Consider the following 26,399-nt stretch of genomic DNA (forward strand, 5'->3'; position numbering starts at 1 on the left):
CGGGGGCGGGGGCGGGGGGGGGGGCGGGGGGGGCGGTGCCGGGAGTGGTGGTGGTGACGCCGGTGATCGTGCTCGTGACACGTCCGTCGACGAAATCGGTGGTGAGAGTCGACCCGGCCGAGACTTCATCGGTGGACCGGACGACGTCTCCGGCGCTGTTCCGGGTGATCGACCAGCCCCGCGCGAGCTGCACCGCCGGGTCGACCGCGGAGACTCGCGCCGCGAGCACGTCGAGGCGACCCGACTCACGTTCGACGGCGCTCCTCGACCGTTCGAGCACGCGGGCGGTCGTGGCGTCGAGTCGTTCGACTGCTCGCGCGAGCGCCGACGGGGCCAGCGCGACGAGGCGGGCGCGCCTCATCGTGAGTCGCTCGTCGGCTCGTTCGACGGCGGTCGTGGTGTGCCCTGCGAGCCTGCGAGCGGTGTGGGAGAGGCGGTGGTCGGCAGCGTCGGTGAGCACGAGTGCTCGGCGGGCGATCGCCTCGAATGCCATCTCGGTGTCGTTGACGTAGGCGGCCACCCGTCCGATCAGTTCGCCGGCACACGCGGTCGGGGTCTTCAGTGCCGTGTGTGCGACCTCGTCGGCGATGGTCCGGTCGATCTCGTGCCCGATGCCGGTGAGCACGGGGCACGGCACCATCGCGATCGTGGTGGCGATGCGCTCGCTGTCGAAGACGGCGAGTTCGTTCTTCGCTCCTCCGCCGCGGATGACGACGATCGCGTCGAGCACACCCTTGCGCGCGCCGCGAGCGAGCGTGCCGATCGAGCCGGCCACCATCCGGTCGGCGCCGTCACCCTGCACCCGGGTGTCGGCCACGACGAGGCGGAATCCGAACCCGCTCCTGGCGAGTTCGCTGTGGAAGTCGGCGAACCCAGCCGATCCGACGCTCGCGGCGACGCCGATCCGAAGCGGGATCGGTGACAGCACGTGGCGCTTGTTGGCACCGGTGAGTCCGCTCGCGACGAGTCGCTTCAGGATCTCCTCACGCGACTGTGCGATCTCGCCGAGCGTGTAGCGGGGGTCGATGTCGTCCATGACGATGCTGAGAGCACCGCGCTGCTTGTAGAAGTCGAGTTGGCCGTGGATCCGGACCTTCATCCCGTCGCGCATCTCGAGCCGGTTCGACCGGAGTTTGGGCGTGAGCCGAGCGAGCTTGTTCGCGAACAGCTTGACGTCGAGCTTGGCTTCGGAGCGGCGGTCCTTCTCGACGAGCGAGAAGTAGATGTGCTGGCCGCTGCGCTTGAGTCCGTTGATCTCGCCGCGTACCCACACGCCGTCGCGGAAGCCCGAACGCAGCCGTTCGTCGATCGCGTCCGCCAGTTCGCCGACCGTGAAGGTCAGGTCACCGGGTTCGTCGACGGGCAGATCGTCGAACTCGAACGCAGGCTGGGACACGCGCTTCAGCCTGCCAGCAAACGTCGATCATGCGACACGCGGTGACCGCTCCCGGCGTCAGGCCCGCGATCCGCCGCCCAGATGGCGGACGTTGCCGGCCGGAGGGGTGTCGTCGTCCTCGATGGGTTCGAGTGCGAACAACTCGCCGTCGACGGGCAGGTTGCGCTGTTGACGGATGGCTTCGAGATCGCGGAGGGGCTTCTCGAGCATTCGTCGGCGGCGACCCGTGAGCTCGTCGAAGTCCTTCTCGACGCCTTCGAAACGTCGCTGGATCTTCTCCATCTGGTCGGCGTACTTCGTCCATTGCGTGCCGAACTTGCCGATCAGGGACAGGATCTCGTCGCTCGTGCGTTCGATGGTGAAGTTGTCGTGGGCCTGGCGGATGACGCCGAGGAAGGCGAACAGCGTCATCGGCGAACACATCACGATCTGCTGACCCATGGCGTCTTCGATCAGTGCCGGGTCGTGCTCGTGGATGAACCCGCTCAGCTGCTCGTTCGGAATGAACAGCAGGACGTTGTCGAGCATCGACCCGCCGCCCTCGACCGCGTACTCGCGCTTGGCGAGTTCCTTGACGCGTGCGCGCACGTCCTGGAGGAAGCGCTTCAGGTGTGCGTCGCGCTCGGCGTCGGTGCCGGCCTCGAGGTACCGCAGGTACGCCGCCATGGGGAACTTGACGTCCATGAACAGGGTCTGGCCCTTGGGCATGTTGAACGTGTAGTCGGGCCGGCCCGCACCGCCGTCGATCTGGGTCTGCTTGGTGTAGTTGACGTGTTCGACGAAGCCGGCGAGGCGCAACACGTCCTCGGCCATCCGTTCACCCCACTGGCCCCGTGCCTGCGGGTTGGCCAGCGCCGACTTCAACGCCTGCGTGGACTCCGACAGCGTGTTGGCGATCTCCATGTGCGCCTTGAGCGACGAGTCGACTTCACCGAAGCGGCGGGCGTTGGTCTCGCCGAGCGTGGCGAGCAACTCGGACACCTTGGCCAACTCGCTGCGCATTTCCGCATGCACCTGATCGAGACGGCTGTCGATGACGTCCTTCTTCGCTCCGAGATCGGCCGAGGTCTGCTCCTTGAGCTGCGCTCTCGTTCCCGCCAACTGCTCGCGCATGTGCGCCGTGGTCGTGTCGAGCTGCTGCTTGACCTGACTGGTGGTGGACGCGAGCTGCGCCTCCTGGCGCTTCATGGTGGCATCGAACTGCTCGCGCTGGAGCGTGGCGGCCTGTTGCAGCGCAGCGGACACCGCCGCGTCGCGTTCGGCGCTGGCGTGGAGGCGTGCCTCGGTGACCGCCCGGGTGACCGCCGCATCGACGGCGGCCTGGACGGACTCGTGGGTGGCGGCGAGGTTCTCGGCTCGTTCCGCCACTGCCCGCTCGGTGGACAGCGTGTGCTGATGGTCCGCACGGCGCGTGGCGACGACGAACGCCACGGCGGCGACCGTGGCGAGTGCCAGGACGGCGACGAGGAACAGGGAGGCGAGCAACATGGGACCATCTTGACGTGGGGGTACTCCAGAGTTCGCGGACCCCTCCGAATCCGAGGTCCGACGGGCCGTCGTCGGCGGATCGGCACGACCGGATCTCCACGTGGCATGCGGCACGCGGCCGTTTCCGGGGTCGGGCGGTGGGTAGGCCGCCCGCATGACGACCGGAACCCCCGACCTCTCGATCCACGACACCACCACGTTCGATCTCGGCGGCGCGACCTCGATCCGCCGACTCGGCTACGGCGCCATGCAACTCACCGGCGAGGGGGTCTGGGGCGTCCCGGAGGATCGCGACGGCGCGATCGCGGTCCTGCGATCAGCCGTCGAGATGGGCGTCAACTTCATCGACACGGCCGACTCCTACGGGCCCGAGGTCAGCGAAACCCTCATCGGAGAGGCGCTCGCCCCGTACGCCGACGACGTGGTCATCGCCACCAAGGCCGGACTCGTGCGCCCCGGACCGGGCGACTGGCAACCCGACGGTCGCCCCGAACACATCCGCCAGGCGTGCGAAGGAAGTCTCGAACGTCTGAAGCTCGACCGGATCCCGCTGTACCAACTGCACCGGATCGACCCCGACGTTCCCGTTGCCGAGTCCATCGGCACGATGCTCGAACTGCGCGAGGAAGGCAAGATCGACATGATCGGTGTGTCGGAGGTGACCGTCGACGAGTTGCGCCAGGTGCAACGACTGTGCGACGTCGCCGCCGTGCAGAACCGGTTCAACGTCGGTGACCGCGAGTGGTCCGACGTGGTGGATGCGTGCGCTGCGGACGGCATCGCGTTCATCCCGTGGTTCCCGCTCGGCTCCGACGATCTGGGCGATGCCGTCGAGGCGCTCGACACCGTCGCCGACGCACACGGCGCGACCCGTCACGGCGTCGCGCTCGCCTGGCTCCTGCACCGCTCGTCGACCATGGTGCCGATCCCGGGCACCAAGACCATGACGCACCTGGTCGACAACGTGTCGTCGGCGCATCTCGTCGACGCGGTCACCGACGACGAATGGGCGATGCTCGACGCCCTCGCCTGACGGCACACGCTTCGGATCACGCCTCGACGGCGTTGATCTCGGTGGCCTTGACCGCCGCCCAGACGGTGGCACCCTCGGTGAGTCGCAGCGACGCGATCGCCCCGGGGGTGACGTCGACGGCCACCGGCATCGGCGTCGCGAGGGTGACGCGGACGGTGTCTCCCAGCGGCTCGATCAGATCGACGGTGGTCTGCCACACGTTGCGCTGACTTCCGCTCGGACGCTCGGGATGCAGCGAGATCGCCGTCGGGTGGACGGTGACGAGTACGTCGCCCTGCAGGGTGGTGTCGGCGATCGTGAGGGTGTGGTCGTGGTGGACCATCAGGACCGAACCCGCCTCGGCCCGACCGGTGAACATGTTCGTGCCGGCCAGGGCGGCGACGTACGGCGTCGCCGGCGCCCGCCGGATGTCGTCGGGCGAGCCGGACTGGGTGATCCGACCCGCCTCGAGGACGTCGAGGCGGTCCGCGAGCAGGAACGCATCGGACGGATCGTGGGTCACGAGGAGGCGGGGACCGCCGAACGCGTCGAGATGCGTTCGCAGCATCCGGCGTACCTCCGAGCGCGACGACACGTCGAGCGCCGACAGCGGTTCGTCGAGGAGCAGCATCTCCGGCTCGGCTGCGAGCGCGCGCGCGATCGCGACCCGTTGGGCCTCGCCACCGGACAGGTCGGCGGGTCGGCGCTCGGCCACGGCCGACATCCCGAGCCGCTCCAACCACGAGTGCGCCGTGGATCGCGAGGCGCGCTTCGACGCGCCGCTGCACCGCACCGGGAACGCGATGTTGTCGACCACGGACAGGTGCTCGAGGAGCAGAGCGTCCTGGAACACCACACCGATCCTCCGCCGTTCCGGACGGACGAATCCGTCGACGCCTTCGAGCGTGCGCGTGCCGAGCACGATCTCGGTCCCGCTGGTGGCTCCGTCGAAGTCGGCCCCACTCAGAGCACCCACCGTCGTGGACTTGCCCGCCCCGTTCGGCCCGAGCAGCGCCACGGTCTGTCCCGGCTCGATGCGCATCGACACGTCGAGGTCGAGTCCACCGATGCGACGCACGATGCGGGCCTCGAGCGCGCTCATCGCCCCGTCCCCGCAGTCCACCAGCGCCCGCGCAGCGCGGTCAACACGCTGACCGACAGCACGACCATCAGCAGGCTGATCGCGATCGCTGCGTCACGATCGGCCTCCAGCGACACGAACACGGCGAGCGGCAACGTCTGGGTCCTGCCCTGCAGGTTGCCGGCGAAGGTGATCGTGGCACCGAACTCACCGAGTGCGCGCGCCCAGGCGAGCACGACGCCGGCGCGCAGTGACGGCGCGATCATCGGGAGGGTCACCCGACGGAACACGGTGAGCGGTGAGGCGCCGAGAACGGCGGCGGCGTGCTCGCGGCGGCGGTCGACCGACGAGAGCGCACCCTCGACCGTGACCACGAGGAACGGCATCGCCACGAAGGTGTTGGCGATGATGACGCCCCACGTGGAGAACGGGAGGACCAGGCCGGTCGCGTCGGCGAGCGGCTCACCGAGTACCCCGCGGCGCCCGAGAGCGAAGAGCAGTGCGGCTCCGCCGACGACCGGTGGGAGCACCATCGGGAGGGTGACGATCGCGCGCAGGAGGCCACGCCCCGGGAACGCGACCCGGCTCAGGACCCAGGCCAGCGGCACCCCCAGCACCGTCGCGAGTGCGGCGGCCGCGAGCGACGTGATCAGCGACAGTCGGAGGGCGTCGAGGACGACGTCGTCGACGGCCAGGTCACCGAGACGCGACCATGGCGTGACGCCGAGCAGTCCCACCAGCGGCAGGAGGAAGAGGGCGGCACCGAGCGCTCCGAGCCCCACGAGCACGGCCGGGGGCCGGCGCCGGGGGGTGGTCACGACGGGCCGAACCCCGCCGCCTCCAGAATCGACTGGCCCTCGGCGGAGAGCACGAACGCGACGAAAGCGGCAGCCTCGTCGGCGTTCGGTGCATCGGTGAGCGGCGCGATCGGATAGCGGACGTCGGCCCCGTCGAGCGGCGCGACCACCACGATGTCGTCGGGCCGCGAGGCCACGTCGGTGGCGTACACGACCCCGACGTCGAGTTCGCCGAGCGCCAGCTTCGTGGTCAGCGAGCGGACGTCGTCCTCGTAGGTGTCGACGCTCGCCTCGACGCCGGCGAGAGCGAGCGCCTCCTCGGCGTACTGACCGCACGGCACCTGTGCGGCGCACAGTCCGACCAGGAGGTCGGGGTCGGCCAGGCTCTCGGGCCCGGTCACCTCGGCGGCGCCGTCGACGGGCGCCGCGATCACGAGTCGGTTGGTCGCGAAGTCGGTGGGCACCTCGACGTGGCCCTCGCCGGCGAGTTCGGTCATCACCTGTTCGTTCGCGACGGCGACCACGTCCGCGGGTGCACCCTGGTCGATCTGGAGTCGCAGTGAACTGCTGCCGGCCAATGCGACCTCGATGTCGATGTCGGGGTTGGCCGCCTCGAACGCCGTCTCCATCTCCCGGAACGCATCGGTGAGCGACGAGGCGGCGAGTACGAGCGTGGGGTCGTCCTCACCGCCTCCGCACGATGCGACCGCCAGGCCTGCCGCGAGCAACACCGGTGTCCAACGACGGATCATGACCGACAGACGATACTTGCCGTGCTCCCCGGCCACCCCGCGCCGACCGACGCCAAGTGAGGTGCGGCCTCGCGCAGCGGACGCGTCGAGTCCGGAGGGACGTGGCTGCGGTTCAGCGCAGCGGGATGACGAAGCAGCGATCGGTCAGCGCTCCGAGCGCGTACGACCCGTAGTCGACGCCGAAGTCGGAGTACAGGGCCCGACACGGCTCGCTCCAGGCGAGCGCTTCGGGTGACGACATGCGGTGCACGACCTGCATGATCCCGCCGTCGAAGACGCGGTACTCGGCCCACGTCCCCGGGAAGTCCTTGGTGCACCCGACCTCGATGCTCGGCGCGCCCGAGCGGGTCATGGTGCGGACCCGGTGACGGTGGGTGTGGCCGGCGGTGTACGCGAGGATCGACGTCCGTCGGGCGCACACCTCGTCGAGTCGATCGCTGGCGTCGGGGTGCAGACCGAAGTAGTCGTCGCTGCGACGCGATTCGGTGGGGTCGGCGCTCGTTCCGGCGATCCACTGCTGATGGTGGCCCATGGTGATCACCGGATTCGTCGCCTCCGCAGCCAGCGCGTCGAGCCACTCGATCTGCTCCGACGTGATGTTCCCGGTGGTCGCCCCGGGGATGGCGGTGTCGAGCAGTGCGATCGTGATGCCGGGCAGGTCGATCCGCTGGTCGCCGGCGTAGGCGTCCTGGTGGCGATAGCTGTCGTGGTTACCACGCACGACGTGCAGGAGGTCGCCGAACGGCTCGCGGTAGCACTTCTCGAAAGCGGCCCATTCTTCCTCGGCGCCATCGAGGGAGAGGTCGCCCTTGACGATCACTGCGTCCGGGTCGATCGCCTGCATCTCGGCGACCGCCGACCGGTTCATCACCTCGGGATAGGGCTCGGCGCCGGGAGCCGCCCGACGGATCGGCCCTTGCTCGAGATCGTCGATCTGACCGGCACCGAGTTCGCCGAAGTGGACGTCGTTGACCGTTGCGAACACGCAGCGTCGGTCACCGCTCGGCCGTGCCAGCGTGCGGATCACCAGTTGGTGGACCGTCGCGGGGTCGGTCGGATCGGGGAGCTCGACGACGGTCTCGGACTCGGGTTCGAGCCCGTCGATGCGGTGGACGACGACGGCTGCGCCAGCGGCATCGGGCGTGACGTGGACGACGGCACCGGAGTCGGTGACGGTCGTGACGTCGATCGTCGTCGTCCGGACCGCCTCCATCGGGCTGCACTCGTGGGCGATGCCCTCTTCGGATCGCTCGCACCCGGTGGCCGTCATCCGGGACTCCGTCACCGGTAGGGGCGCTCGCGGCGTGCGGTCAGTGGCACGCTCCACCACCGGCCCGAGAAGCGCCACGTCCGTGACGGCGTCGCCTTCGTCGCTGCTCCGAGGACGACCGGCCTGGGCCACAGGGCTTCCATCGCCGCCATGATCGCCACTGCTTCCTCGTCGGTGGGAGCCGGCGACACCGAGGTCCCGGTCGGCGGCGGTAGAGCTTCGAGCGACACGCTGCGAGCGTACCCGTCAGCCCCCGACACCCGGAAGTCGTCGCTGCACGGGACGTCCGCCCGGCACGTCACGAATCGTCGGCGTTCCACACCTCGCGTGACCGCCGGATCACGACGGTGCCGGCGAGTCGATCGTGGAACGTCCGACGCTGACCGTCGGGGAGCGCGACGAGGTAGCCGAGGAGCAGGAAGGGCGACAGGACATGTCGACCGATCATGCGCAGCCCGGCCCGGCCGGGGTCCACGAACGATCCGTTGATCCCGTCGACGACGGTCGTGCCGGTGACCCGGTTGCCGATCCACTTCCCGCTCGTGGCGATGGATCTCGCTGCGAGCACGACGACGGCGGTGAATCCGCCGACCATGAGCAGCAGCGCGAGGAGAGCGAGACCGGCGCCGTCGGTGAGGCGCAACAGGAGGAAGCCGGGCAGCACGGCGAGCGTGACGACGATCGTGTCGACGATCGCCCCGAGCGCGCGCTGGCCGAACGTCGCGAACGTCGGATCGAACCCGACCCCCGAGCCGACCTCGACCACGATGCCCGAGGCCGACGACGGCCGTGCGAGGTCGCGTGGGTCGGTCAGTCGTGCTCCGACGGCAGGGCCACGGGGTGTCGACGGAGGCGAGGTCGATCCGGCCGAGGACCCGCTGGACGGCGACGCGGTCGACCGGCTCGGTGAGTCGTGCGCCGCGGGTCCTTCGTCGAGTTCCCAGTCCTCCTCCCCGAGGCGGGCGAGGATGTCATCGAGGTCGGCTTCGTGTCGCGACGACGGCGGGTTCGTCGTGGACGGGGTCGATGCAGCGATCGGCGTCAGCGCGGGTGCAGGCGACGGCGGACTGGCCACCGATGGACTCGCCGGCGGGAGATCGGCTGCCGGGAGACTGGTGGGTGGTGGACTGGCGGGCGGTGGACTGGGAGGAGGGGGAACGGGTGCCGGCGGCGCAGGCGGTGCCGTCGGGCTGCCGGGGACGGGCGATGCGAAGGGCGGTGGTTGCCGGAGGTGGCTCGGCGTCGACCCGGACGGCGGTGGTGGTGGGGGTGGTGGTGGTGACGATCGTGTCCCCGGTGCGGCCGGGATGGTCGACGGCGCGACGTCGAGCGCGGCAGGTGGTCGAGGTGGTGTCGGAGGTGGTGTCGGAGGTGGAGGTGGAGGTGGCGGGGTTGGTTCGGGCGGGGTGGCGAAGTCCGAACTCATCGCTCACATCCTTGCACGGCGGTCTGCCCGTACCGGGACGTTCAGAGTGGAACGTTGCCGTGCTTGCGCTTGGGCAGGTCTTCGCGCTTCGTGCTCAGCATCCGCAGCCCGGCGACGAGCTTCCTGCGGGTGTCGGCCGGGTCGATCACGTCGTCGATGTAGCCCCGCTCCGCTGCGGCGTAGGGGTTGGCGTACTTCTCGGTGTAGTCGGCGACCAACTCGGCGCGCCGTGCAACGGGGTCGGCGGCCTGCTGGAGCTCGCGGCGGTACACGATCTCGACGGCGCCCTGGGGGCCCATCACCGCGAGTTCCGCCGACGGCCACGCGAAGGCGAGGTCGGAGCCGATCGATTTCGAGTCCATGACCACGTAGGCGCCGCCGTAGGCCTTGCGGGTGATGATCGAGATGCGCGGCACCGTCGCTTCGCAGTAGGCGTAGAGCAGCTTGGCGCCGTGGCGGATGATGCCGCCGTACTCCTGGTCGACGCCCGGGAGGAAGCCGGGGACGTCGACAAACGTGATCAGCGGGATGTTGAACGAGTCGCACGTCCGCACGAAGCGGGCGGCCTTCTCGGCGGACTCGATGTCGAGCACGCCGGCGAGGATCTTGGGCTGGTTGCCGACCACGCCGACGGGCTTGCCGTCGATGCGGGCAAACCCGCACACGATCGACTTCGCCCAGTGCGGGAAGTACTCGAAGAACTCCCCGTTGTCGACGCAGTGCGAGATGACCTCGATCATGTCGTAGGGCAGGTTCGAGGAGTCGGGCAGGATCGTTCGGAGCTCGGGGCACTCGCGATCGGGGTCGTCACCGAGGTCCTCGACCGGCGGTTCCTCCATGTTGTTCGACGGCAGGAAACCGAGCAGGAATCGCACGTCGTCGAGGCAGGCCTTCTCGTCGGCCGACACGAAGGTGGCCACGCCGGACTTCGACGCGTGGCTCATCGCACCACCGAGCTCTTCGAGCGTGACGTCCTCGCCGGTGACGGTCTTCACCACGTCGGGTCCGGTGATGAACATGTGACTGGTCTCACGGACCATGAAGATGAAGTCGGTCATCGCCGGCGAGTACACGGCGCCACCGGCGCACGGACCGAGGATCACGGAGATCTGCGGGACCACGCCGGATGCCTGCACGTTGCGACGGAAGATCCCGCCGTACGAGGCGAGGCTCACGACGCCCTCCTGGATCCGCGCTCCGGCACCGTCGTTGAGGCCGATCACCGGCGCGCCGACCTTCGCGGCGAGGTCCATCATCTTGTGGATCTTCTCGGCGAACACCTCGCCGAGTGCGCCGCCGAACACGGTGAAGTCCTGGGAGAACACGAACACCTTGCGGCCCTCGACCGTGCCCCAGCCGGTGATCACGCCGTCGGTGTAGGGGCGGTCCTCGAGGCCCGAGGTATGGGCGCGGTGGCGGGCGAGCAGGTCGAGTTCGTGGAACGAGCCGTCGTCGAGGAAGTAGTCGAGGCGCTCGCGGGCGAGCATCTTGCCCTTCTCGTGCTGGCGGTCGACCGAGCGCTGCGAACCGGCATGCAACGCCTGCTCGCGCCGGTCTGCGAGGTCATTGATCTTCTCGTCCATACTCACGGGCACGAAGCTAGCCCGTCTCGGTCCGAAGCTTCCGATTGCCACACGGCGGTCCGATCGACTCCGGCGTGTGTGAGCTGTCGACCACGAAATCGGGGTCGACGACCCACAGAGTCGTCGACGCAGGCGGCCCTGTCGCGTCCGCTGTGAGCTGTCGACCGAGAAATCGCGGTCGAGGGCTCACACACACGGTGCGGTGCGGGGGTGGGTGTGGCGGAGGTGGGGCAGGGCAGACTGGTCGTGTGGACGACGCGCCGTGGAACCTGCCGATCCAGCCACCGGTGGAGCCGATGCTCGCGAAACTGGCGCGTGCCATCCCGACGCCCGACGTCGGTGCGGCCGACGGAGGCTGGTTGTACGAGCCGAAGTGGGACGGCTTTCGCTGCATCGTGTTCCGCCAGGGCGAACGGATCGAGCTGTTCTCCCGCAAGCTCAAGCCGCTCGGCCGGTACTTCCCGGAGCTGCTCGGGCCGCTGTCGAGCGCGCTGCCCGACCGTTGCGTCGTCGACGGTGAGATCGTCGTTCCCGACGGCGAGGGTCGAGGGCTCGACTTCGACGCCCTGCTCCAGCGGATCCACCCGGCCGAGTCACGAATCAACAGGTTGGCGGCCGAGACCCCGTCCGAGTTCGTCGCCTTCGACGTGCTGGCCGTCGCCGACGAGTCGCTGATGGAATGCCCAATGCGTGATCGACGCACGCGTCTCGTCGACATCGTCACCACCAACGAATCCGTCCGGGTCACCCCCGCATCGACCGATCGGGACCGGGCGGAGGCGTGGTTCTCGACGTTCGAGGGGGCGGGTCTCGACGGGATCATCGCCAAGCCGCTCGACGGCACCTACGAACCGAAGAAGCGGTCGCTGATCAAGGTCAAGCACCAGCGCACGGGCGTGGTCGTCGTGCCGGGATATCGCGTCCACAAGGACGGCAACGGTGTCGGTTCGCTGATGTGCGCGCTCTTCGAGGGTGACGACGACGACCTGCGTTCGGTCGGTGTCGCCGCGTCGTTCTCGGTGAAGCGTCGCTCCGAGTTGCTCGACGAACTCGCACCGCGCACCGTCGACGCAGTGGGCGACGACGCGTACCAGCAGCATCCGTGGAGCGAGTGGATGGCCTGGCAGGACGACCGCAAGGCCAAGGTCGATGCCGGCGAGTCGACGTCGGCCACCGACCGCGCTGCAGGTGGCAGCCGGTGGAACATGGGCAAGGACACGTCGTTCGTACCGCTCGCCACCACTGCGGCCGAGGGGCTGGTGGCCGAGGTGACGTTCGGTCAACTCGAAGGTGGCCGTTTCCGCCACGGCGTGTCGTTCGTGCAGTGGCGTCCCGACCTGGCACCGGCCGACTGTCGGATGGAGCAGCTCGACGTGGCCGAACCGGTCCGGTTCGCCGACCTCTTCACCGAGGACTGAACGAGACGACGCTCGCCCACGACCGACCGGACCGATCCACCCGCATCGCCCGAACTGGAGGCGACGCACCCACACCGTTCGATCAGGACGCAGCGATCACACCGGATCGCCGTTCGCCGTGAGGACGTCGGTCAGGCTTCGGTGGTGGGGGTCTCGGTGACGGGGACCTCGACGATGCTCACGGCCGGGGGCGTGACGACGCTCTCCACGGCAGCCCCGTCGGCATCGCGCACCTGGAAGATCTGCGGCGTGCTCACGACGGCGCCGCTCGTCGTGTTCGCCTCGACCGTGACGATCCAGTCGCCGGCGACGGTGAGAGGGAACCCGACGGACTCGTCGCGCACCGCGAAGCCGGGACCGGTGATCGGGATCGACTGGCGGTAGCCGACGAGCGCGGGGTTGTCGGGTGCGGTCAGCACGACGTCGAGCCCGGTGAGGCCCTCCAGCGGTGCCTTGACCTCGACCTGCATGCCGACGGTGCCGACGGTGTCGTCGGTGAAGCTGACCTCGACGTCGATGATCCCACCCACGTCGGTGTGTGTCTGTTCGACCGCGTAGTCGACGCGGGACACCGCGTCGACGTTCGGTGGCGTGAACGCGAGCAGCCAGGCGCTGAGGACCAGGGCGACGATGCCGATGGCCGCCTCGGCGCCGAAGGCCCGACGGAGCCGGGACGACAGGCCGACGCTCATCTGCTGGGCCCGGTTGAGACGCTGTGCCACGAACTGGCGCGCGGAGAACGCCACGAAGATCATCACCGCGACCACCACGGTCTTCAACACGACGACGCGTCCGTGGCCGGACTGGAAGAGCTCGCCGCCGTCCAGTCGGAACATCTGGACGAGGCCGGTGACGATGGTGACGACGATCGCCGGCGTCGAGATCCGACCGAACCCGCGGACGGCGTGGATCAGGTCCTCGTCGCCCGGGCCCGCGAGCACGACGCGAGCGAGCAGGATCACACCGCCGACCCAGACCGACATGGCGAGGGCGTGGAGCACGCCCATCAGCACGCCGAGCGCTGCGAGATCGCCGACGGTGCGCGAGATGCCGAGCGTCGCTGCGGCGAGGCCGGGGATGCCGAGCGCGACGAGCTGTGTGGTCGGGTCGATCGCGCGGTCGGGACGGAATGCGGCCCAGGCCGATGCGATCAGGAGCACGAGTCGCAGCAGCGTCAGGCGACCGGCCCACCCCGCGTCGAGCAGATCGGCCCAGGTGCCCGGACTGAACGGGCCTCCACCGCCGTCGGGTGTGACCGCAGCGGACGCGAACGCGACGTAGAGCAGGGTGCCGATCATCGCCACGATCCACACCGCGCGCAGGAACTTGATGGTGACCAGGTACTCCACGCCTTCCGGCCAGGCAGCGGTGATGACGAGCAGCGAACCGAACAGGGTCGCGATGCCGAGCGTGGAGATGAGTCGGCCGAGCCACACGGCGGCGTTTCCGCTCCCGGCGACCGAGAGGTCCACCACGGCCGGGTCGGCGGCGACCGTCGCGACCGGGTTGCCCTCGGCATCGACGGTCGGTGCGGGGATGGTGGTGGCATCGGGGGTCGAGGCTGCGCCGGGGGTGGACGCATCGACCGTCGTGCCGTCGTCGACGGCGTCACCCTCTCCAGGCGGCTCGGTGGTGACGGTGTCGTTCTCGATGATGAAGGTGATGTTGCCGTTGCCGTTGGGCTGGTCCTCGGTGCCGGTCACCGCCCAGCTGGCGACACAGGTGCCCTGCGGCAGGGGTGTGCCGACCTCGACCTCGAGCGTCGTGTCGTCGACGACCTCCGCTCCACCGGCGAGCGTCACGGGTTCTCCGTCGCACGTGACCGAGATCGAGTTGGTGGCTCCGAGCTCCTCGGCGAAGACGATGATGATCGCATCAGGCGACATCCCGATCGATCCGCCGTTGTCCGGCGACGAACTGACCACCGTGTTCTCCGCAGCGGGCGCCCCTGCCGCCGAGCCCGGCGCCAGCCCCAGCAGGACGATCACGGACACGACTGCGGCGAACAGGACGCGGACGAACGATCGCCGGCCGGCGCCGGACGCTGCGCCTGGGCCGAGTGGGAACAGAGGTGGGATCACGATGCGCCGAGGATAGTGGTGGTCGTCCGGCACACGGTGTGATCGGTCCCATCGGCCCACCCGACGCTGCGGCCGCGCGACGTCATCCGAAGGTCCGCTCGCGACAGCCGCCGATGCCGAGTTCCGCAGCGAGTTCGATGCGGCCACGGGAGAGTTCGAGGATCTCGGTCCGGGCGGCGTCGATCCCCGTGGCGTCGCCTGCCGCGATCGCCTCCGACAGCGCGTTCCACTGGGCGGCCTGGTCGCGAGTGTTGGTGACGAAGGTCCGGTGGTCCTCGCGCACGGTGCTGATCGTGCCGACGTCGCCCAGCGACTCGGCCTCGGCGTCCAACGCCATGCCCACTTCCGATGCCCAGTCGGTCTCGGAGATCCCGTCGCCGGGCGACGGGAGTTCGGCGAGACGTTCGTCGGTTGACGCACAGATCTCGCTCACGGCAGCCGGGTAGAAATTGGCGTCGAGCGTCGGCGCGCCGTCCTCGTCCTCGCCCGCCTCGCCGGTGCCGGACGTGGTGGAGCAGCCAACGGCAGCGATGGTCATCGTGACCACGATCGAGGCGACGGCGACACCCCTCCGGCCCGACCGGCACCCGGGATCGGCCGTGCCCCGACGACGGGTTCGGCGGCGCAGTGGTCTGTCGAATCGGGCCATCGCTGCGAAATCTAGGCCGATCCGCCGTGGCTGCCCGGTCGGCTCGCCGCGTCGCGAGCGCTCGGTAGGGTGACGGGCGATGGCCACCAAGTCGCTGTACCGCCGCTACCGGCCCCGCCGATTCTCGGAACTGAAGGGTCAGGACCACATCGTGCGGGCCTTGCGCACCTCGGTCGCCGAGGGTCGCGAAGGTCAGGCGTACCTGTTCTCCGGTCCGCGGGGAACCGGCAAGACCACCACGGCACGGATCATGGCCAAGGTCCTGAACTGCTCGGACCCGGTCGACGGAGAACCGTGCTGCGAGTGCGAGTCGTGCCTCTCGGTCGAGGCCGGCACGAGCTACGACGTCCACGAACTCGACGCCGCCTCGAACAACGGTGTCGATGCGATGCGCGACCTGATCGAGAAGGCGTCGCTCGGCACGCCCGGTCGCCACAAGGTGTACATCCTCGACGAGGTCCACATGCTCTCCAAGGGCGCCGAGGCGGCGTTGCTGAAGACGCTCGAGGAACCGCCGCCCCACGTCGTGTTCGTGCTCGCCACGACCGACCCGCAGAAGATGTCGGACACGATCCGCAGCCGCACACAACATCTGCAGTTCCATCTGCTGGCGCCCGACACGCTCGAGCAGCACGTCCGGTGGGTGGCCGAGGACGCCGGGCTGACGGTGACCGACGAGGCGATCGAGCAGGTCGTGGCCCAGGGTGCCGGGTCGCCGCGGGACACGCTGTCGTTCCTGGAGTTGGCGTCGAACTCGGGGGGTGGCGCCGCCGAGGTGATCGCGCTCGACGATTTCGTCGAGTCGATGATCGACCACGATCCCGGCCGTGCACTGAAGATGGTCGCCCACGCCATCAGCCGCGGCCGTGATCCGCGGACCGTGACCGAGGAACTGATCGGCTTCCTGCGCAACGGGTTCCTGTCGCTCATGGCTCCCGACCTGGTGCAGTTGCCCTCGCAGCGGATCGACGCGCTGACCGACCTGGCACAGCGCCTCGGTGCTGCCGGCCTGGTGCGCGGGATCGAGACGCTCGGTGAGGCGCTGACCGAGATGCGCCAAGCCCCCGACCCGCGGGTGCTGCTCGACGTGGCCACCGTGCAGTTGACGTCGGAACAGGTGGGTGCTGCCGACATCGCCGGGCTCGTCGCACGCATCCAGAAACTCGAGCGCAGACTCGCCGACGGTGTCCCTGCGGCACCGGCGGCCGCGCCCGCATCGGGTGTCACGTCGGCCGGTTCCTCTCCGGCGGTCCCGACGGCGTCGGACGCTTCAGCCGCGCAGGCCGCGCCCGCCGTCGACCCCTCGACGGGGCGAGCCAGGCTCGGTTCCCGCGTCGGCGCACCGACGCCCCCGACCGCCCCCTCACCGACGGCACCAACGGAACCGGCGGCGGACACGTCGCACCCGAACCCGCAGTCGTCCGAACCGCCGGCCGCGGATCGAGCCGATCGACCGGCAGGCGGTGACGTCGCCCCGGCGGAGTCCGTGCCTGCCGAACCGATGCCGTCGAGCCGTTCGGAGCAGGACGCATCGGGGTCCCGCTCCGGCGGCGAGGTCTCGTCGGCGGACTGGGACTCGGTTCGTCCTCGCCTGAAGGGCATGGCGCGGGCGGTCTACTCGCCGGCCACCTACGTGTCGTCGGCTCCGGGACGCGTCACGTTGGCGGCGCCCAACGATGCGCATCGGGCGAAGTGCGAGCAGCACCGCGACGCCGTCGAGCAGGCGCTGGGCGATCACAGCGGTTCGCCCGTCACGATCGAGCTGGTCGTCGGTGGGGGCGGCCCGAGCGGTGGTGGCGGTGGAACCGACGACACCGGTGGAGGCGAATCCGCCAACGGGGGTCCCGGTTCGGACACCGTCGACCGCAGTGCCCCGTCGGGCGCGAGGTCCAGCGACGCGGCTCGTGCGACCTCGTCGGATCCCCGGGTCTCCACGCCTCAGGGTCCGTCGCCGCAGGGTTCGTCGCCGCAGGGTTCGACCGTCTCGGGTCGGTCCGGTGCGGGCTCGTCGGTGCGGAGTGGGCGCGTCGTGGTCGGGGTCGGCGGATCGCTCGCCCACGACGACGACCCGTCGTCCACGGCCATCGCGGAGCCGCCGTCGCTGAGTGTGGTCCCCGACGTCGCGGCGCCCGGTTCCCGTGCCACGGACGACCGTCTCCCCGGCGAGCCCGGCGACGACGGCAGGTCGCCCGCTGACGGTGCCGTGATGCAGGCGACCGACGCGCCCGTGCCGGTCCTGAACGGACGGGCGATCGCCGACAGGGCACGTAGCGAAGGTCCGACACCCGACCCCGACGCCGAACTGCAGCGGTTGGTCGACACTCTCCCCGACGACGACGAGGTCGACCTCGATGACCTCGTCGACGCGCCGCCCGAATCGGTGCGGACCCCGATCGACCGTCTGGCCGATGCCTTCCCCGGCTCCGAGATGGTCGACGACCAGTACTGATCATGGCCAGCACCTACACCGCCCCCGTCCAGACGCTCATCGACGAACTCGGTCGCTTGCCCGGAGTCGGGCCGAAGTCGGCTCAGCGGATCGCGTTCCATCTGCTGAAGATCCCGGCCGACGACGTCGCCCGCCTCGCAGAGGCGATCACCGACGCCAAGGCGCGGGTCCGATTCTGCGAGCGGTGCTTCAACGTCGCCGACGACACGCTGTGTCCGATCTGTCAGGACGATGGGCGTGACACGAGCCTGGTGTGCGTCGTCGAGGAGTCTCGCGACATCGTCGCCCTGGAGAAGACCGGCGAGTTCCGCGGCCGCTACCACGTGCTGCTCGGTGCGATGAGCCCGCTGGAAGGGATCGGCCCGGAGGATCTGAAGATCCGTGAACTCGTGGCTCGGATCGAACCCGAGGGCATCGAGGAGATCATCCTCTGCACGAACCCCAACACAGAGGGCGAGGTGACCGCGATGTACCTGGCGCGGTTGCTCAAGCCGATCGGTCTCACCGTGACCCGGATCGCCAGCGGACTCCCCGTGGGCGGTGACCTCGAGTACGCCGACGAGCTCACGCTGGGGCGTGCCCTCGAAGGTCGCCGAGCCGTCTGACCGCTCGTCGGCGCGCCGGTGTCGCGCCGGCGTCGACTCGATCGCCGTCGAGGCGGCCATCGAACCACGGCGGGAGGGGACCGGATAGACAGACGACATGTCCGAATTGGTCGGTGCGACTCTCGCTGCGTTCGGTGTGGTGTTCCTCGCCGAGTTGGGTGACAAGACCCAGTTGCTCGCAGCGAACTTCGGATCGCGTCACTCGTTCCGCAAGGTGGTCGCCGGTCTGGCGCTCGGATACGGCGCGGCGAGTCTCGTGGCCGTCACGGTCGGCGGTGTGCTCGGTGCGAACCTGCCGCAACGACCGATCGAGATCGTGGGAGGTGTGATCTTCATCGTGTTCGGTCTGCTCGCGCTCCGCTCCGACGATGACGAGGGCGACGAGGACGGCGCACGTCGGGCGATGGTCCGTTCGTCGGTGGTGGGTGCGATCGCAGTGGCGATCTTCGTCGCCGAGATGGGTGACAAGACCCAGATCGCCACCGCGACCCTCGCAGCTCGGTCGAACCCGGTCGGTACGTGGCTCGGGGCGACCGCCGGCGAAGTCGCGAGCGGATCGCTCGGAGTGGCGGCGGGGTCACTGGTCGGAGACCGGATCCCGCCGTCCGTCCTCCGCTGGGGGTCGGCCGTGCTGTTCGTGGCGTTCGGGATCGCCATGCTCGTCGGTTGGCCGTGAATCGTCCGGTCGAGTGGCGACCGGACGACAGCGACCGGAAAATGAACTGAGGCACCATCTCGACGAACCGGTAGCGGGCGGACGGGCCGGTTCGTTTCGATGATGCCTCAGAGGCTGTCGACCGGTTGCCGTGGGGCTCCCGACCGAGCGATCAAGTTGTTGCGATTACATTACGAATGTCGAAATCGAAAGTCAACCTCTCGCAAGAAAAGTCAGCTCGTCCGTCAACAGGCGACGGAAAGTCACGGGACAGTCACCGGCGGTGGTGAAATCGGCCGAGATCTCGACGTCTGGCGGTTGCGAGAGACCGAGCGTGCGCGAACTCTCGATCATGCATCGAGGGTTCGTCGTCGGGTCGAGAACCGGTCAGACCGTCTTGAGGATGATCGCGTCGCCCTGTCCGCCGCCGCCGCACAGGGCGGCCGCACCGGTGCCGCCGCCGCGTCGCTGCAGTTCGTGCAGGAGCGTCAGCGCCAACCGGTTCCCACTCATCCCGATCGGGTGCCCGAGGGCGATCGCGCCGCCGTTCACGTTGACGATCTCGTCGGAGATGCCGAGATCCGCGATCGAAGCGATCCCGACGGCGGCGAACGCCTCGTTCAGCTCGAACAGGTCGATGTCGGCGATGGAGATTCCCGCCTTGTCGGCGGCCCGCATCACCGCACGGCTCGGCTGGGTCAGCAGAGACGCGTTGTCCGGACCGGCGACCATGCCGTACGACACGAACTCGCCGAGCGGGGTGACGCCGCGCCTCTCGGCTTCGGCCCTCGACATCACCACCACCGCCGACGCACCGTCGGAGAGCTGCGACGCGTTCGCCGCGGTGATCGTGCCGTCCTTGTCGAAGGCAGGTCGCATACCGGCGAGTGACTCGACCGTCGTGTCGGCACGCACGCCCTCGTCGTGCTCGACCACGACCGGGTCGCCCTTGCGCTGCGGAACGCTGACGGTCACGATCTCCTCGGCCAGCTTCCCCGAGTCGATCGCGGCGGCCGCCCGTTGGTTCGACGCCGCGGCCAGCTCGTCCTGTTGCTCGCGGGTGATCGATGTCTCACCCGTGTACCGCTCGGTGCCCAGACCCATCAGGCACGAGTCGAACGAGCACCACAGACCGTCGGCGATGATCGCGTCGCGCAACTCGGTGTTGCCGTAGCGGAAGCCACTGCGGGCACCGTCGGCGAGGTACGGGGCGTTCGTCATCGACTCCATGCCGCCGGCGACCACGATGTCGGCGTCGCCCATCGCGACCATCTGATGCGCGAGGTAGATCGAGTTCAGGCCCGACAGGCAGACCTTGTTCACGTTGACCGACGGCACGCTCATCGGGATGCCCGCCTTGCTCGCGGCCTGCCGGGCGGGCACCTGGCCGGCGCCGGCCATCAGCACCTGACCCATGATCACGTGGTCCACGTCCTCGGGAGCGACGCCCGAACGCGACAGCGCCTCGGCGATCGCGATGGCACCGAGGTCGGCACCGGAGAAGGAGGCGAGTGCCCCACTCATCTTGCCGATCGGGGTGCGGGCGCCTGCGATGATGTACGAACCTTGAGTCATGCTCGAAAGGTAGCCGCGCCCTGCCGGGCGGCGACAATGCCCGACGATGCCGACGCTGTGGGTGTGTCGTGGAGCCGTCCGGAGCGCGTGGCGAGGAGATGCCAGACTCGGGCGATGCACAGGTCGCACATCCGGTCCACCGCCGCCGTCGGCGTTGCTCTCGTCGTCGCACTGGTCGGTTGCGGCGACGACCAGGTCGACACCGGTGCGATCGAGCGTGGACTCGAGCAGATCCCGTCGTCGGTGTACCGGGATGCGGACGGATCGTCTCCTGTCATCGAGATCAGCGACTTCGTGGCGATGAGCGAACTCCTCGACCTGCAGGTTCCGGCACCGGGCCGAGACTCCGACGAGGTCCTCGATTCCCTCGTCGAACTGACCGGCGGGAGACCTGCCGACACCTCACAGGTGGCTGCCGTGTGGTCGATCGATCCCTCGCCGGCGACCGCACGTCCCGACGACTTCGAATCCGAGATCGGCCTCGACATCGGTGCGATCGAGACCTACGCGGGCATCAGTGCACTCCCCACGAGCTTCTCCGTCTTCACGGGCGATCTGGAACTGTCGTCGTCGCTCGACGAGATCGGCGGAGGAGTGCTGACACTCGGCGGCGGCGATGACTTCGAACGCGACGTCGACGGAGTCTCACCGCTGCGACGAATCGGTCTGCCGCTGCGGCTCGGACAGCGTGACGGCGCGGTGGCGACGTCGACTCTCACCCCAGCGATCGAGTCGTGGTTGGAGGACGACGCAGAGTCGCTGGCCGACGACGACCGATTCGTCGAGGTGGCGCGAGCGATGGACCGCGTGGGCGCGCCGACGGCCGTGATCGTCGAGAGAGACTTCAGGTTCGACCCCGCAGCGATCCTGGGTGCCGGCGTCACACCCGAGCAGGCCGAGCGACTCCTCGAGGAGTTCGAGGGTTCGGCCGTCGACGAGCCGTTCCGCATCGTCGGCGTGGGGGGCGCGGAGATCGATGGAGAGGCGTCGATCGTCGCGGTGTACCTGTTCGCGAGCGACGACGACGCGGCGGAGTCCGTCGACTCCATCGAGGAGTTGTGGAGCGACACCGTGCTGGCCTCGATCCAACAGCCGGTGAGCGAACTCGTCGACCTCGAGTCGGCGGTCGCCGAGGGATCCGTCGTGACCGTCGTGGCCCGTCCACTCGACGGCAGGAGCACCCAACTGGGCATCCAGTTCCTGTTCCGGAGTGACGTGATGTTCCAGCATCGCTGAGTGCGGTGATCGGCGATTTCCGACGGCTGGTTACCCGCCGGTAACGTCGCTGGCCATGGAGCAGATTCTCGAAGCGATCCAGTCTGGTGCGAGCGGCGACGACATCGCCAACCTCCCGATTCCCGAGAGTTATCGGGCGGCATTCGTCAAGCGTGACGAAGCGGCGATGTTCGAAGGGGTCGACTCGTGGGACAAGGATCCCCGCAGGAGTCTGCACGTCGACGAAGTACGCACCCCGGAACTCGCACCCGACGAGGTGTACATCGCCGTCATGGCGTCCAGCATCAACTTCAACACGGTGTGGACGTCGATCTTCGAGCCGGTCTCCACGTTCGGTTTCCTCGACCGTCTCGCACGCGAGTCCGAGTTCGCGAAGCGCCACCAGCGTGACGAGCACATCGTCGGCTCCGACGCCTCGGGCGTCGTGCTGCGCGTCGGCGCGGCGGTGCGCAACTGGAAGCCCGGTGACCGCGTCACCGTGCAGTGCAACCACGTCGACGACCAGGACCCGACCGCGCACGACGACTCGATGCTCGCGGCCAACCAGCGGATCTGGGGTTTCGAGACCAACTTCGGTGGGCTCGCGGACCTGTCGGTCGTGAAGGCCAACCAGTTGATGCCCAAGCCCACCCACCTGACATGGGAGGAGTCGGCGGTCAACGGACTGTGCAGCTCGACGTCGTACCGCATGCTCGTCAGTGACAACGCGGCCCGGATGAAGCAGGGTGACAGCGTTCTGATCTGGGGCGCGACCGGGGGCATCGGCGGGTACGCGGTGCAGTACGTGCTCAACGGTGGAGGCACGCCGATCGGTGTCGTCTCCTCGCCCGAGCGCGCCGAGATCCTGAACCGGATGGGCTGCGAAGCGGTCATCGACCGCAAGGCCGCGAACTACCGGTTCTGGTCCGACGAGCACACCCAGGACGAGTCGGAGTGGCGCCGCTTCGGCAAGGACATCCGGGCCGTGAACAACGGCGAGGACGTCGACATCGTGTTCGAGCACCCCGGCCGCTCCACGATGGGTGCTTCGGTGTTCGCGGCCAAGCGCGGAGGAACGATCGTCACCTGTGCCGCCACCTCGGGCTACATGGTGGAGTTCGACAACCGCCACTTCTGGATGAAGCTGAAGAAGCTCGTGTCGTCGCACTTCGCCAACTACGCCGAGTCGTGGGCCGCGAACAAGCTGTTGTGCGAGGGCAAGATCCAGCCACTGCTCACCGACACGTACGCGCTCGAACAGGTCGGCGAGGCGGCGCTGGCAGTGCACCACAACGAGGCGGAAGGCAAGCTCGGTGTGTTGTGTCTCTCGCCCGAGGCGGGCCTGGGCATCGACGACCCCGAACGTCGCGCCACCATCGGCGAGGACAAGATCACCGTCTTCCGCAGCTGACACCGCGAACCAACCTCTGTTGTTCGCTCCCGGACGGAACAACAGAGGTTGGGCGGCACACTGCGGGCGTGACACTTCCGGCTGCGCTGCTGATCGACATGGACGGCACGATCGTCGACTCCGAGCCGTACTGGATCTCCACGGAGCACGAACTCGTGGAGTCGTTCGGCGGGACGTGGAGCCCCGCCGACGCCCACTCGATCGTCGGGTTCGACCTGCTCGACGCCGCGGCCGAGTTGCGTGATCGCGGTGGGGTCGACCTGGACCCGTCGACGATCGTGGATCGCCTGCTCGACGGTGTGATCGCCAAGTGCCGGATCGACCTGCCCTGGCGCCCGGGTGCTCGGGAACTGTTGACCGAGGCTCGCGACGCGGGTGTTCCGTGCGTTCTCGTCACGATGTCGTGGCGCCGGTTCGCCGACGCCGTGCTCGCCGAAGCGCCCGACGGGGTGTTCGTCGGTTCGATCACCGGCGACGAGGTCGCCAACGGCAAACCTGCTCCCGACCCGTATCTGGCGGCCGCGGCGCTCGTCGACGTGGACCCGGCACGGTGCGTGGCCATCGAGGACTCGCCGACCGGCGTGGCATCCGCGATGGCGGCGGGGTGCCGCACGATCGCCGTGCCCCACGTCGTCGACGTCGAGGCCCGTCCCGGGCTCACGGTGCTCGACACACTCGACGGGGTCCGGCTCGCCGACCTCTGGTGACCGCCCCGAGCGAGCGGCACGACTCGGCGGGAGCGTGTCACACTGACGACATGCAGCGCACCGACCCCGAGCTCCAGGTGGACGAACTCACCTCGCTGAACCAGTTCCTCGACTTCCACCGCGCCACCTTCCTGAGTCGGATCGAAGGACTCGACCACGAACAGGCGAATCGTCGACTCGCTCCATCGCAGTTGACCCTCGCATCGCTCGCCAAGCACCTGGCGTTCGTCGAGGACTCCTGGTTCCAGGAGGACTTCCTCGGCCAGGCGTTGCCCGAACCGTGGGCCGGCGCCCCGTTCGACGCCGATCCCGACTGGGAACTCCACTCCGCAGTCGACGACGATCCTGCGGACCTGGCGGAGCTCTACCGGGCAGCCTGCGACCGCAGCCGTGCCGCGGTCGAATCGGCCGAGTCGCTCGACGTGTTGTCGGTGCGCACCGACAGCCACGGCGAGGCGTTCTCGTTGCGGTGGATCGTGCTCCACCTGATCGAGGAGACGGCACGCCACAACGGTCATGCGGATCTGATCCGGGAGTCGATCGACGGCCTCGTCGGGGAGTGACGACGAGTCCACACGGCGCGACTGTCACATCCGCCCTCGCTGCGTCGTCGAACTGTTCGTGAACCACCACACCGACATCTCACGTCCACGAGCCTCCGACGTCCACGTGATCGGGGGAGGCCTCGGCGGTCTGGCCGCCGCGGCGCTCGTCGCCCGTACGGGTCGAAGCGTGACCGTCCACGAGGGTCGTCGTGGCCTCGGCGGCCAGGCTGCCACCGACGATCACCATGGGTACCGCTTCAACCGGGGACCGCACGCCTTCTACGCGGACGGCGACGGCGCTCGCGTCCTCCGGTCGCTCGGGATCTCGCCGTCGGGACGTTCCCCCGCCACGAAGGACGCACGGATGGTGGACGCCGAACGGTTCGGAGTGATGCCCGGCGGGCCGTTCAGCCTGCTGCGCAGCCCGCTGCTCGGTGCGCGCGACAAGCTGAGCCTCGCTCGGGTGCTGGGCGGAATCGGTCGTCTGGATCCATCGGCGGTCGCATCGCTCACCGTCGACGAATGGGTCGACGGCGTCACCGATCGTCCCCGTGTGCGCCGGATGCTGCACGCCGTGATCCGGCTCGCCACCTACGTCAACGCTCCTGGTGTCATGTCGGCTCAGGTCGCGCTGATGCAGGTCCAACTCGCCCTCGATGGTGGCGTGCTCTACCTCGACGGAGGATGGGAGCAGCTCACGACCGCACTGGCCTCGGTGCCGGGAGTCGAGGTCGCGGAGGGCGAACGGATCACGGAACTCCCGGACGCCCCGTGCGTGATCGTGGCGACCGGAGGGCCGAGGGCGGCAACGGCGCTCACGGGTGCGGAATTCGATGTCGGCCCGCCGGCCGAGGTGTCGGTGCTCGACGTCGGCCTGAGCCGACCCCCGCAGCACGATTTCGTGCTCGGCGTCGACCCGCCGCTGTACCTGTCCAACCACGGCTTCCCGTCGGGGATGACGCCGACGGACCGATGGTCGGTGTCCGTTGCGGAGTACCTGGGGTCGACCGTGGAGCCGGACCGGGATCGGCTCCGCTCGTTCCTCACGTACGCGGGGATCGTGGACGACGCGATCGAGACCGAGCGCCACCTTCACCGGATGCCTGCGGTGACCGCGATCGCCACTGCCGCTGCCGGAGGTCTCTCCGGGCGCCCGACCGGCGTGCTCGGCGATCGTCCCGGCGTGTTCGTCGTCGGTGACTGGGTCGGCCCGCGTGGCCACCTGCTCGATGCGGTGCTCGCGAGCGCACAGGACGCAGCGCTCGCTGCGGTCGCCCATCTCGATCGGCGTCTCGTGGCGCGATGACGCAGTCCGCCATCTCGACCTTCGAAGCCGAGCGTCCCCGCTTGGCCCGTCTCGCGTATCGGATGCTCGGGACGCCCGACGACGCCGACGACGTCGTGCAGGAGGCTTGGCTTCGGTGGCAGGGAGCGGCCGTCGAGGACATCGACAACCCGGCCGCGTGGCTCACGACCGTCACCACTCGCCTGGCGATCGACCGGCTGACCTCGGCACGACGCCGCCGCGAGGTGTACGTGGGGCCGTGGATCCCGGAGCCCGTCTCGATGGGTCCGATCACGGGTGAGGGGGCAGCCGGGCGAGGAAGCGAGTGGTCCGAATCGTCGACCGACCCGGCGCTGGCCGCCGTCGACTCCGAGGCGCTCGAACTCGGCCTGCTGCGGGTGCTCGAGACGCTCGGCCCCGTCGAGCGTGCCGTGTTCATCCTGCACGACGTGTTCGGGTACTCGTTCGCCGACGTCGCAGCAGTGGTCGACAGGTCGACGGCCGCGACGCGACAGATCGCCGTGCGCGCCCGGGACCGGGTCCGTTCCGGCCGACCGCGTCTGAGCAGCGAGCCGGCCGAGCTGGAGAAGTGGACGGCGGCGTTCCTGGGGGCGGTGGTCGAGGGCGACATCGCCTCGCTGCTGGGGATGCTCGCCGACGACGTCGTCCACGTCTCCGACGGAGGCGCGGAACGACACGCGGCGCGTCGGCCGGTGGTGGGCCCCGACCGGGTTGCCCGCCTGCTGGTCAACCTGACCGCGCGCGACCTGCGACCCGACGACGAACTGCACTGGCTGCGGGTCAACGGTCAGGTGGCGTTGTACGTCGTCCGCTCGGAGGCACCGTTCCTCCTGACGGTCGTGGGCTGGCGCGACGGTCGCGTCGGCGAGCTGTTGGCACTGGTCAACCCCGACAAGCTCGCACGATTCCACGAGCGGTGGAAGCGGTGGGGTCGATCGTGAGGGCGGCCCGGGTCCGATGGACGACACGTACGAGCGG

The 26,399-nt window shown here is 69.2% G+C and carries 23 protein-coding genes; 11 read left to right on the forward strand and 12 right to left on the reverse strand.

All coding sequences use genetic code 11. The annotated features are described in order from the left end of the window. Both xseA and rmuC read right to left on the reverse strand, forming a co-directional pair. Nucleotides 1-1,396, reverse strand: a 1,396-nt coding sequence (gene xseA, locus ABJK40_RS00955; RefSeq protein ID WP_348510121.1) for an exodeoxyribonuclease VII large subunit, incomplete at its 3' end; no start/stop codon positions are given. A gap of 57 nt (nucleotides 1,397-1,453) precedes the next feature. Further along, nucleotides 1,454-2,884 carry a DNA recombination protein RmuC gene (rmuC, locus tag ABJK40_RS00960; protein ID WP_348482987.1) on the reverse strand — a complete coding sequence of 477 codons (1,431 nt, stop codon included), beginning with the start codon at nucleotides 2,882-2,884 and terminating at the stop codon, nucleotides 1,454-1,456. Nucleotides 2,885-3,038: 154 nt separating this feature from the next. On the opposite strand from rmuC, the gene ABJK40_RS00965 reads away from it, so the two are divergent. Then, entirely contained in the window at nucleotides 3,039-3,917 is an 879-nt protein-coding gene (locus tag ABJK40_RS00965; RefSeq protein WP_348482988.1) for an aldo/keto reductase, read from the forward strand. 16 nt (nucleotides 3,918-3,933) lie between these two features. Here the strand turns inward: ABJK40_RS00965 and ABJK40_RS00970 are convergent, their stop codons facing one another. The 7 genes from ABJK40_RS00970 to ABJK40_RS01000 form a co-directional block, all read right to left on the reverse strand. After that, complete coding sequence (locus ABJK40_RS00970) at nucleotides 3,934-4,998, reverse strand: ATP-binding cassette domain-containing protein (RefSeq protein ID WP_348482989.1); 1,065 nt, start codon at nucleotides 4,996-4,998, stop codon at nucleotides 3,934-3,936. Next, on the reverse strand, nucleotides 4,995-5,765 hold the full coding sequence (locus tag ABJK40_RS00975; RefSeq protein ID WP_348482994.1) for an ABC transporter permease: 771 nt from the start codon (nucleotides 5,763-5,765) through the stop codon (nucleotides 4,995-4,997). The genes ABJK40_RS00970 and ABJK40_RS00975 overlap by 4 nt, the downstream gene beginning before the upstream one ends. A 26-nt stretch (nucleotides 5,766-5,791) precedes the next feature. Continuing rightward, a complete protein-coding gene (gene modA / locus ABJK40_RS00980; RefSeq protein WP_348482990.1) occupies nucleotides 5,792-6,526 on the reverse strand; it encodes a molybdate ABC transporter substrate-binding protein in 735 nt (244 codons plus the stop codon). A 112-nt stretch (nucleotides 6,527-6,638) separates the two neighbouring features. Then, nucleotides 6,639-7,796 (reverse strand): metallophosphoesterase, encoded by a 1,158-nt coding sequence (locus tag ABJK40_RS00985; RefSeq protein WP_348482991.1) that lies wholly within the window; start codon nucleotides 7,794-7,796, stop codon nucleotides 6,639-6,641. A gap of 11 nt (nucleotides 7,797-7,807) precedes the next feature. Further along, a complete protein-coding gene (locus ABJK40_RS00990) occupies nucleotides 7,808-8,026 on the reverse strand; it encodes a hypothetical protein (protein ID WP_348482992.1) in 219 nt (72 codons plus the stop codon). A gap of 68 nt (nucleotides 8,027-8,094) precedes the next feature. After that, nucleotides 8,095-8,871 (reverse strand): RDD family protein, encoded by a 777-nt coding sequence (locus tag ABJK40_RS00995; protein WP_348482993.1) that lies wholly within the window; start codon nucleotides 8,869-8,871, stop codon nucleotides 8,095-8,097. Nucleotides 8,872-9,263: 392 nt separating this feature from the next. Continuing rightward, nucleotides 9,264-10,805 (reverse strand): acyl-CoA carboxylase subunit beta, encoded by a 1,542-nt coding sequence (locus ABJK40_RS01000; protein ID WP_348478762.1) that lies wholly within the window; start codon nucleotides 10,803-10,805, stop codon nucleotides 9,264-9,266. A gap of 248 nt (nucleotides 10,806-11,053) precedes the next feature. On the opposite strand from ABJK40_RS01000, the gene ABJK40_RS01005 reads away from it, so the two are divergent. Further along, complete coding sequence (locus tag ABJK40_RS01005) at nucleotides 11,054-12,223, forward strand: ATP-dependent DNA ligase (RefSeq protein ID WP_348478757.1); 1,170 nt, start codon at nucleotides 11,054-11,056, stop codon at nucleotides 12,221-12,223. Between the two features lie 131 nt (nucleotides 12,224-12,354). On the opposite strand, the gene ABJK40_RS01010 is transcribed toward ABJK40_RS01005, so the two are convergent. Next, a complete protein-coding gene (locus tag ABJK40_RS01010; protein ID WP_348478756.1) occupies nucleotides 12,355-14,304 on the reverse strand; it encodes a CopD family protein in 1,950 nt (649 codons plus the stop codon). A gap of 82 nt (nucleotides 14,305-14,386) precedes the next feature. Next, nucleotides 14,387-14,842, reverse strand: coding sequence for a hypothetical protein (locus tag ABJK40_RS01015; protein ID WP_348478755.1), 456 nt, complete (start codon nucleotides 14,840-14,842; stop codon nucleotides 14,387-14,389). Nucleotides 14,843-15,032: 190 nt separating this feature from the next. Between ABJK40_RS01015 and dnaX the strand changes: the two genes are divergently transcribed. The 3 genes from dnaX to ABJK40_RS01030 all read left to right on the forward strand — a co-directional run bounded on the left by dnaX (nucleotide 15,033) and on the right by ABJK40_RS01030 (nucleotide 18,683). Then, complete coding sequence (dnaX, locus tag ABJK40_RS01020) at nucleotides 15,033-17,402, forward strand: DNA polymerase III subunit gamma/tau (RefSeq protein WP_348478754.1); 2,370 nt, start codon at nucleotides 15,033-15,035, stop codon at nucleotides 17,400-17,402. A gap of 2 nt (nucleotides 17,403-17,404) precedes the next feature. Then, entirely contained in the window at nucleotides 17,405-18,007 is a 603-nt protein-coding gene (gene recR / locus ABJK40_RS01025; RefSeq protein ID WP_348478753.1) for a recombination mediator RecR, read from the forward strand. A 97-nt stretch (nucleotides 18,008-18,104) separates the two neighbouring features. Next, nucleotides 18,105-18,683 carry a TMEM165/GDT1 family protein gene (locus ABJK40_RS01030; RefSeq protein ID WP_348478752.1) on the forward strand — a complete coding sequence of 193 codons (579 nt, stop codon included), beginning with the start codon at nucleotides 18,105-18,107 and terminating at the stop codon, nucleotides 18,681-18,683. 366 nt (nucleotides 18,684-19,049) lie between these two features. Here ABJK40_RS01030 and ABJK40_RS01035 read toward each other — a convergent pair whose 3' ends face one another. Then, nucleotides 19,050-20,237, reverse strand: coding sequence for an acetyl-CoA C-acetyltransferase (locus tag ABJK40_RS01035; protein WP_348478751.1), 1,188 nt, complete (start codon nucleotides 20,235-20,237; stop codon nucleotides 19,050-19,052). A 114-nt stretch (nucleotides 20,238-20,351) separates the two neighbouring features. Between ABJK40_RS01035 and ABJK40_RS01040 the strand changes: the two genes are divergently transcribed. From ABJK40_RS01040 to sigJ, 6 genes are all read left to right on the forward strand, one after another. Continuing rightward, nucleotides 20,352-21,473, forward strand: a complete 1,122-nt coding sequence (locus ABJK40_RS01040) for a hypothetical protein (protein ID WP_348478750.1) — start codon at nucleotides 20,352-20,354, stop codon at nucleotides 21,471-21,473. 55 nt (nucleotides 21,474-21,528) lie between these two features. After that, a complete protein-coding gene (gene ccrA / locus ABJK40_RS01045) occupies nucleotides 21,529-22,863 on the forward strand; it encodes a crotonyl-CoA carboxylase/reductase (RefSeq protein ID WP_348478749.1) in 1,335 nt (444 codons plus the stop codon). Between the two features lie 68 nt (nucleotides 22,864-22,931). Then, complete coding sequence (locus ABJK40_RS01050) at nucleotides 22,932-23,570, forward strand: HAD family phosphatase (protein ID WP_348478748.1); 639 nt, start codon at nucleotides 22,932-22,934, stop codon at nucleotides 23,568-23,570. 50 nt (nucleotides 23,571-23,620) lie between these two features. Next, nucleotides 23,621-24,133, forward strand: coding sequence for a DinB family protein (locus ABJK40_RS01055; protein ID WP_348478747.1), 513 nt, complete (start codon nucleotides 23,621-23,623; stop codon nucleotides 24,131-24,133). A 58-nt stretch (nucleotides 24,134-24,191) separates the two neighbouring features. Next, entirely contained in the window at nucleotides 24,192-25,421 is a 1,230-nt protein-coding gene (locus ABJK40_RS01060; protein ID WP_348478746.1) for an NAD(P)-binding protein, read from the forward strand. Continuing rightward, on the forward strand, nucleotides 25,418-26,362 hold the full coding sequence (gene sigJ / locus ABJK40_RS01065; RefSeq protein WP_348478745.1) for an RNA polymerase sigma factor SigJ: 945 nt from the start codon (nucleotides 25,418-25,420) through the stop codon (nucleotides 26,360-26,362). The genes ABJK40_RS01060 and sigJ overlap by 4 nt, the downstream gene beginning before the upstream one ends. The last annotated feature ends 37 nt before the right edge of the window (nucleotides 26,363-26,399 follow it).

Source organism: Ilumatobacter sp. (genome assembly GCF_039969435.1).
Taxonomy (GTDB): domain Bacteria; phylum Actinomycetota; class Acidimicrobiia; order Acidimicrobiales; family Ilumatobacteraceae; genus Ilumatobacter_A.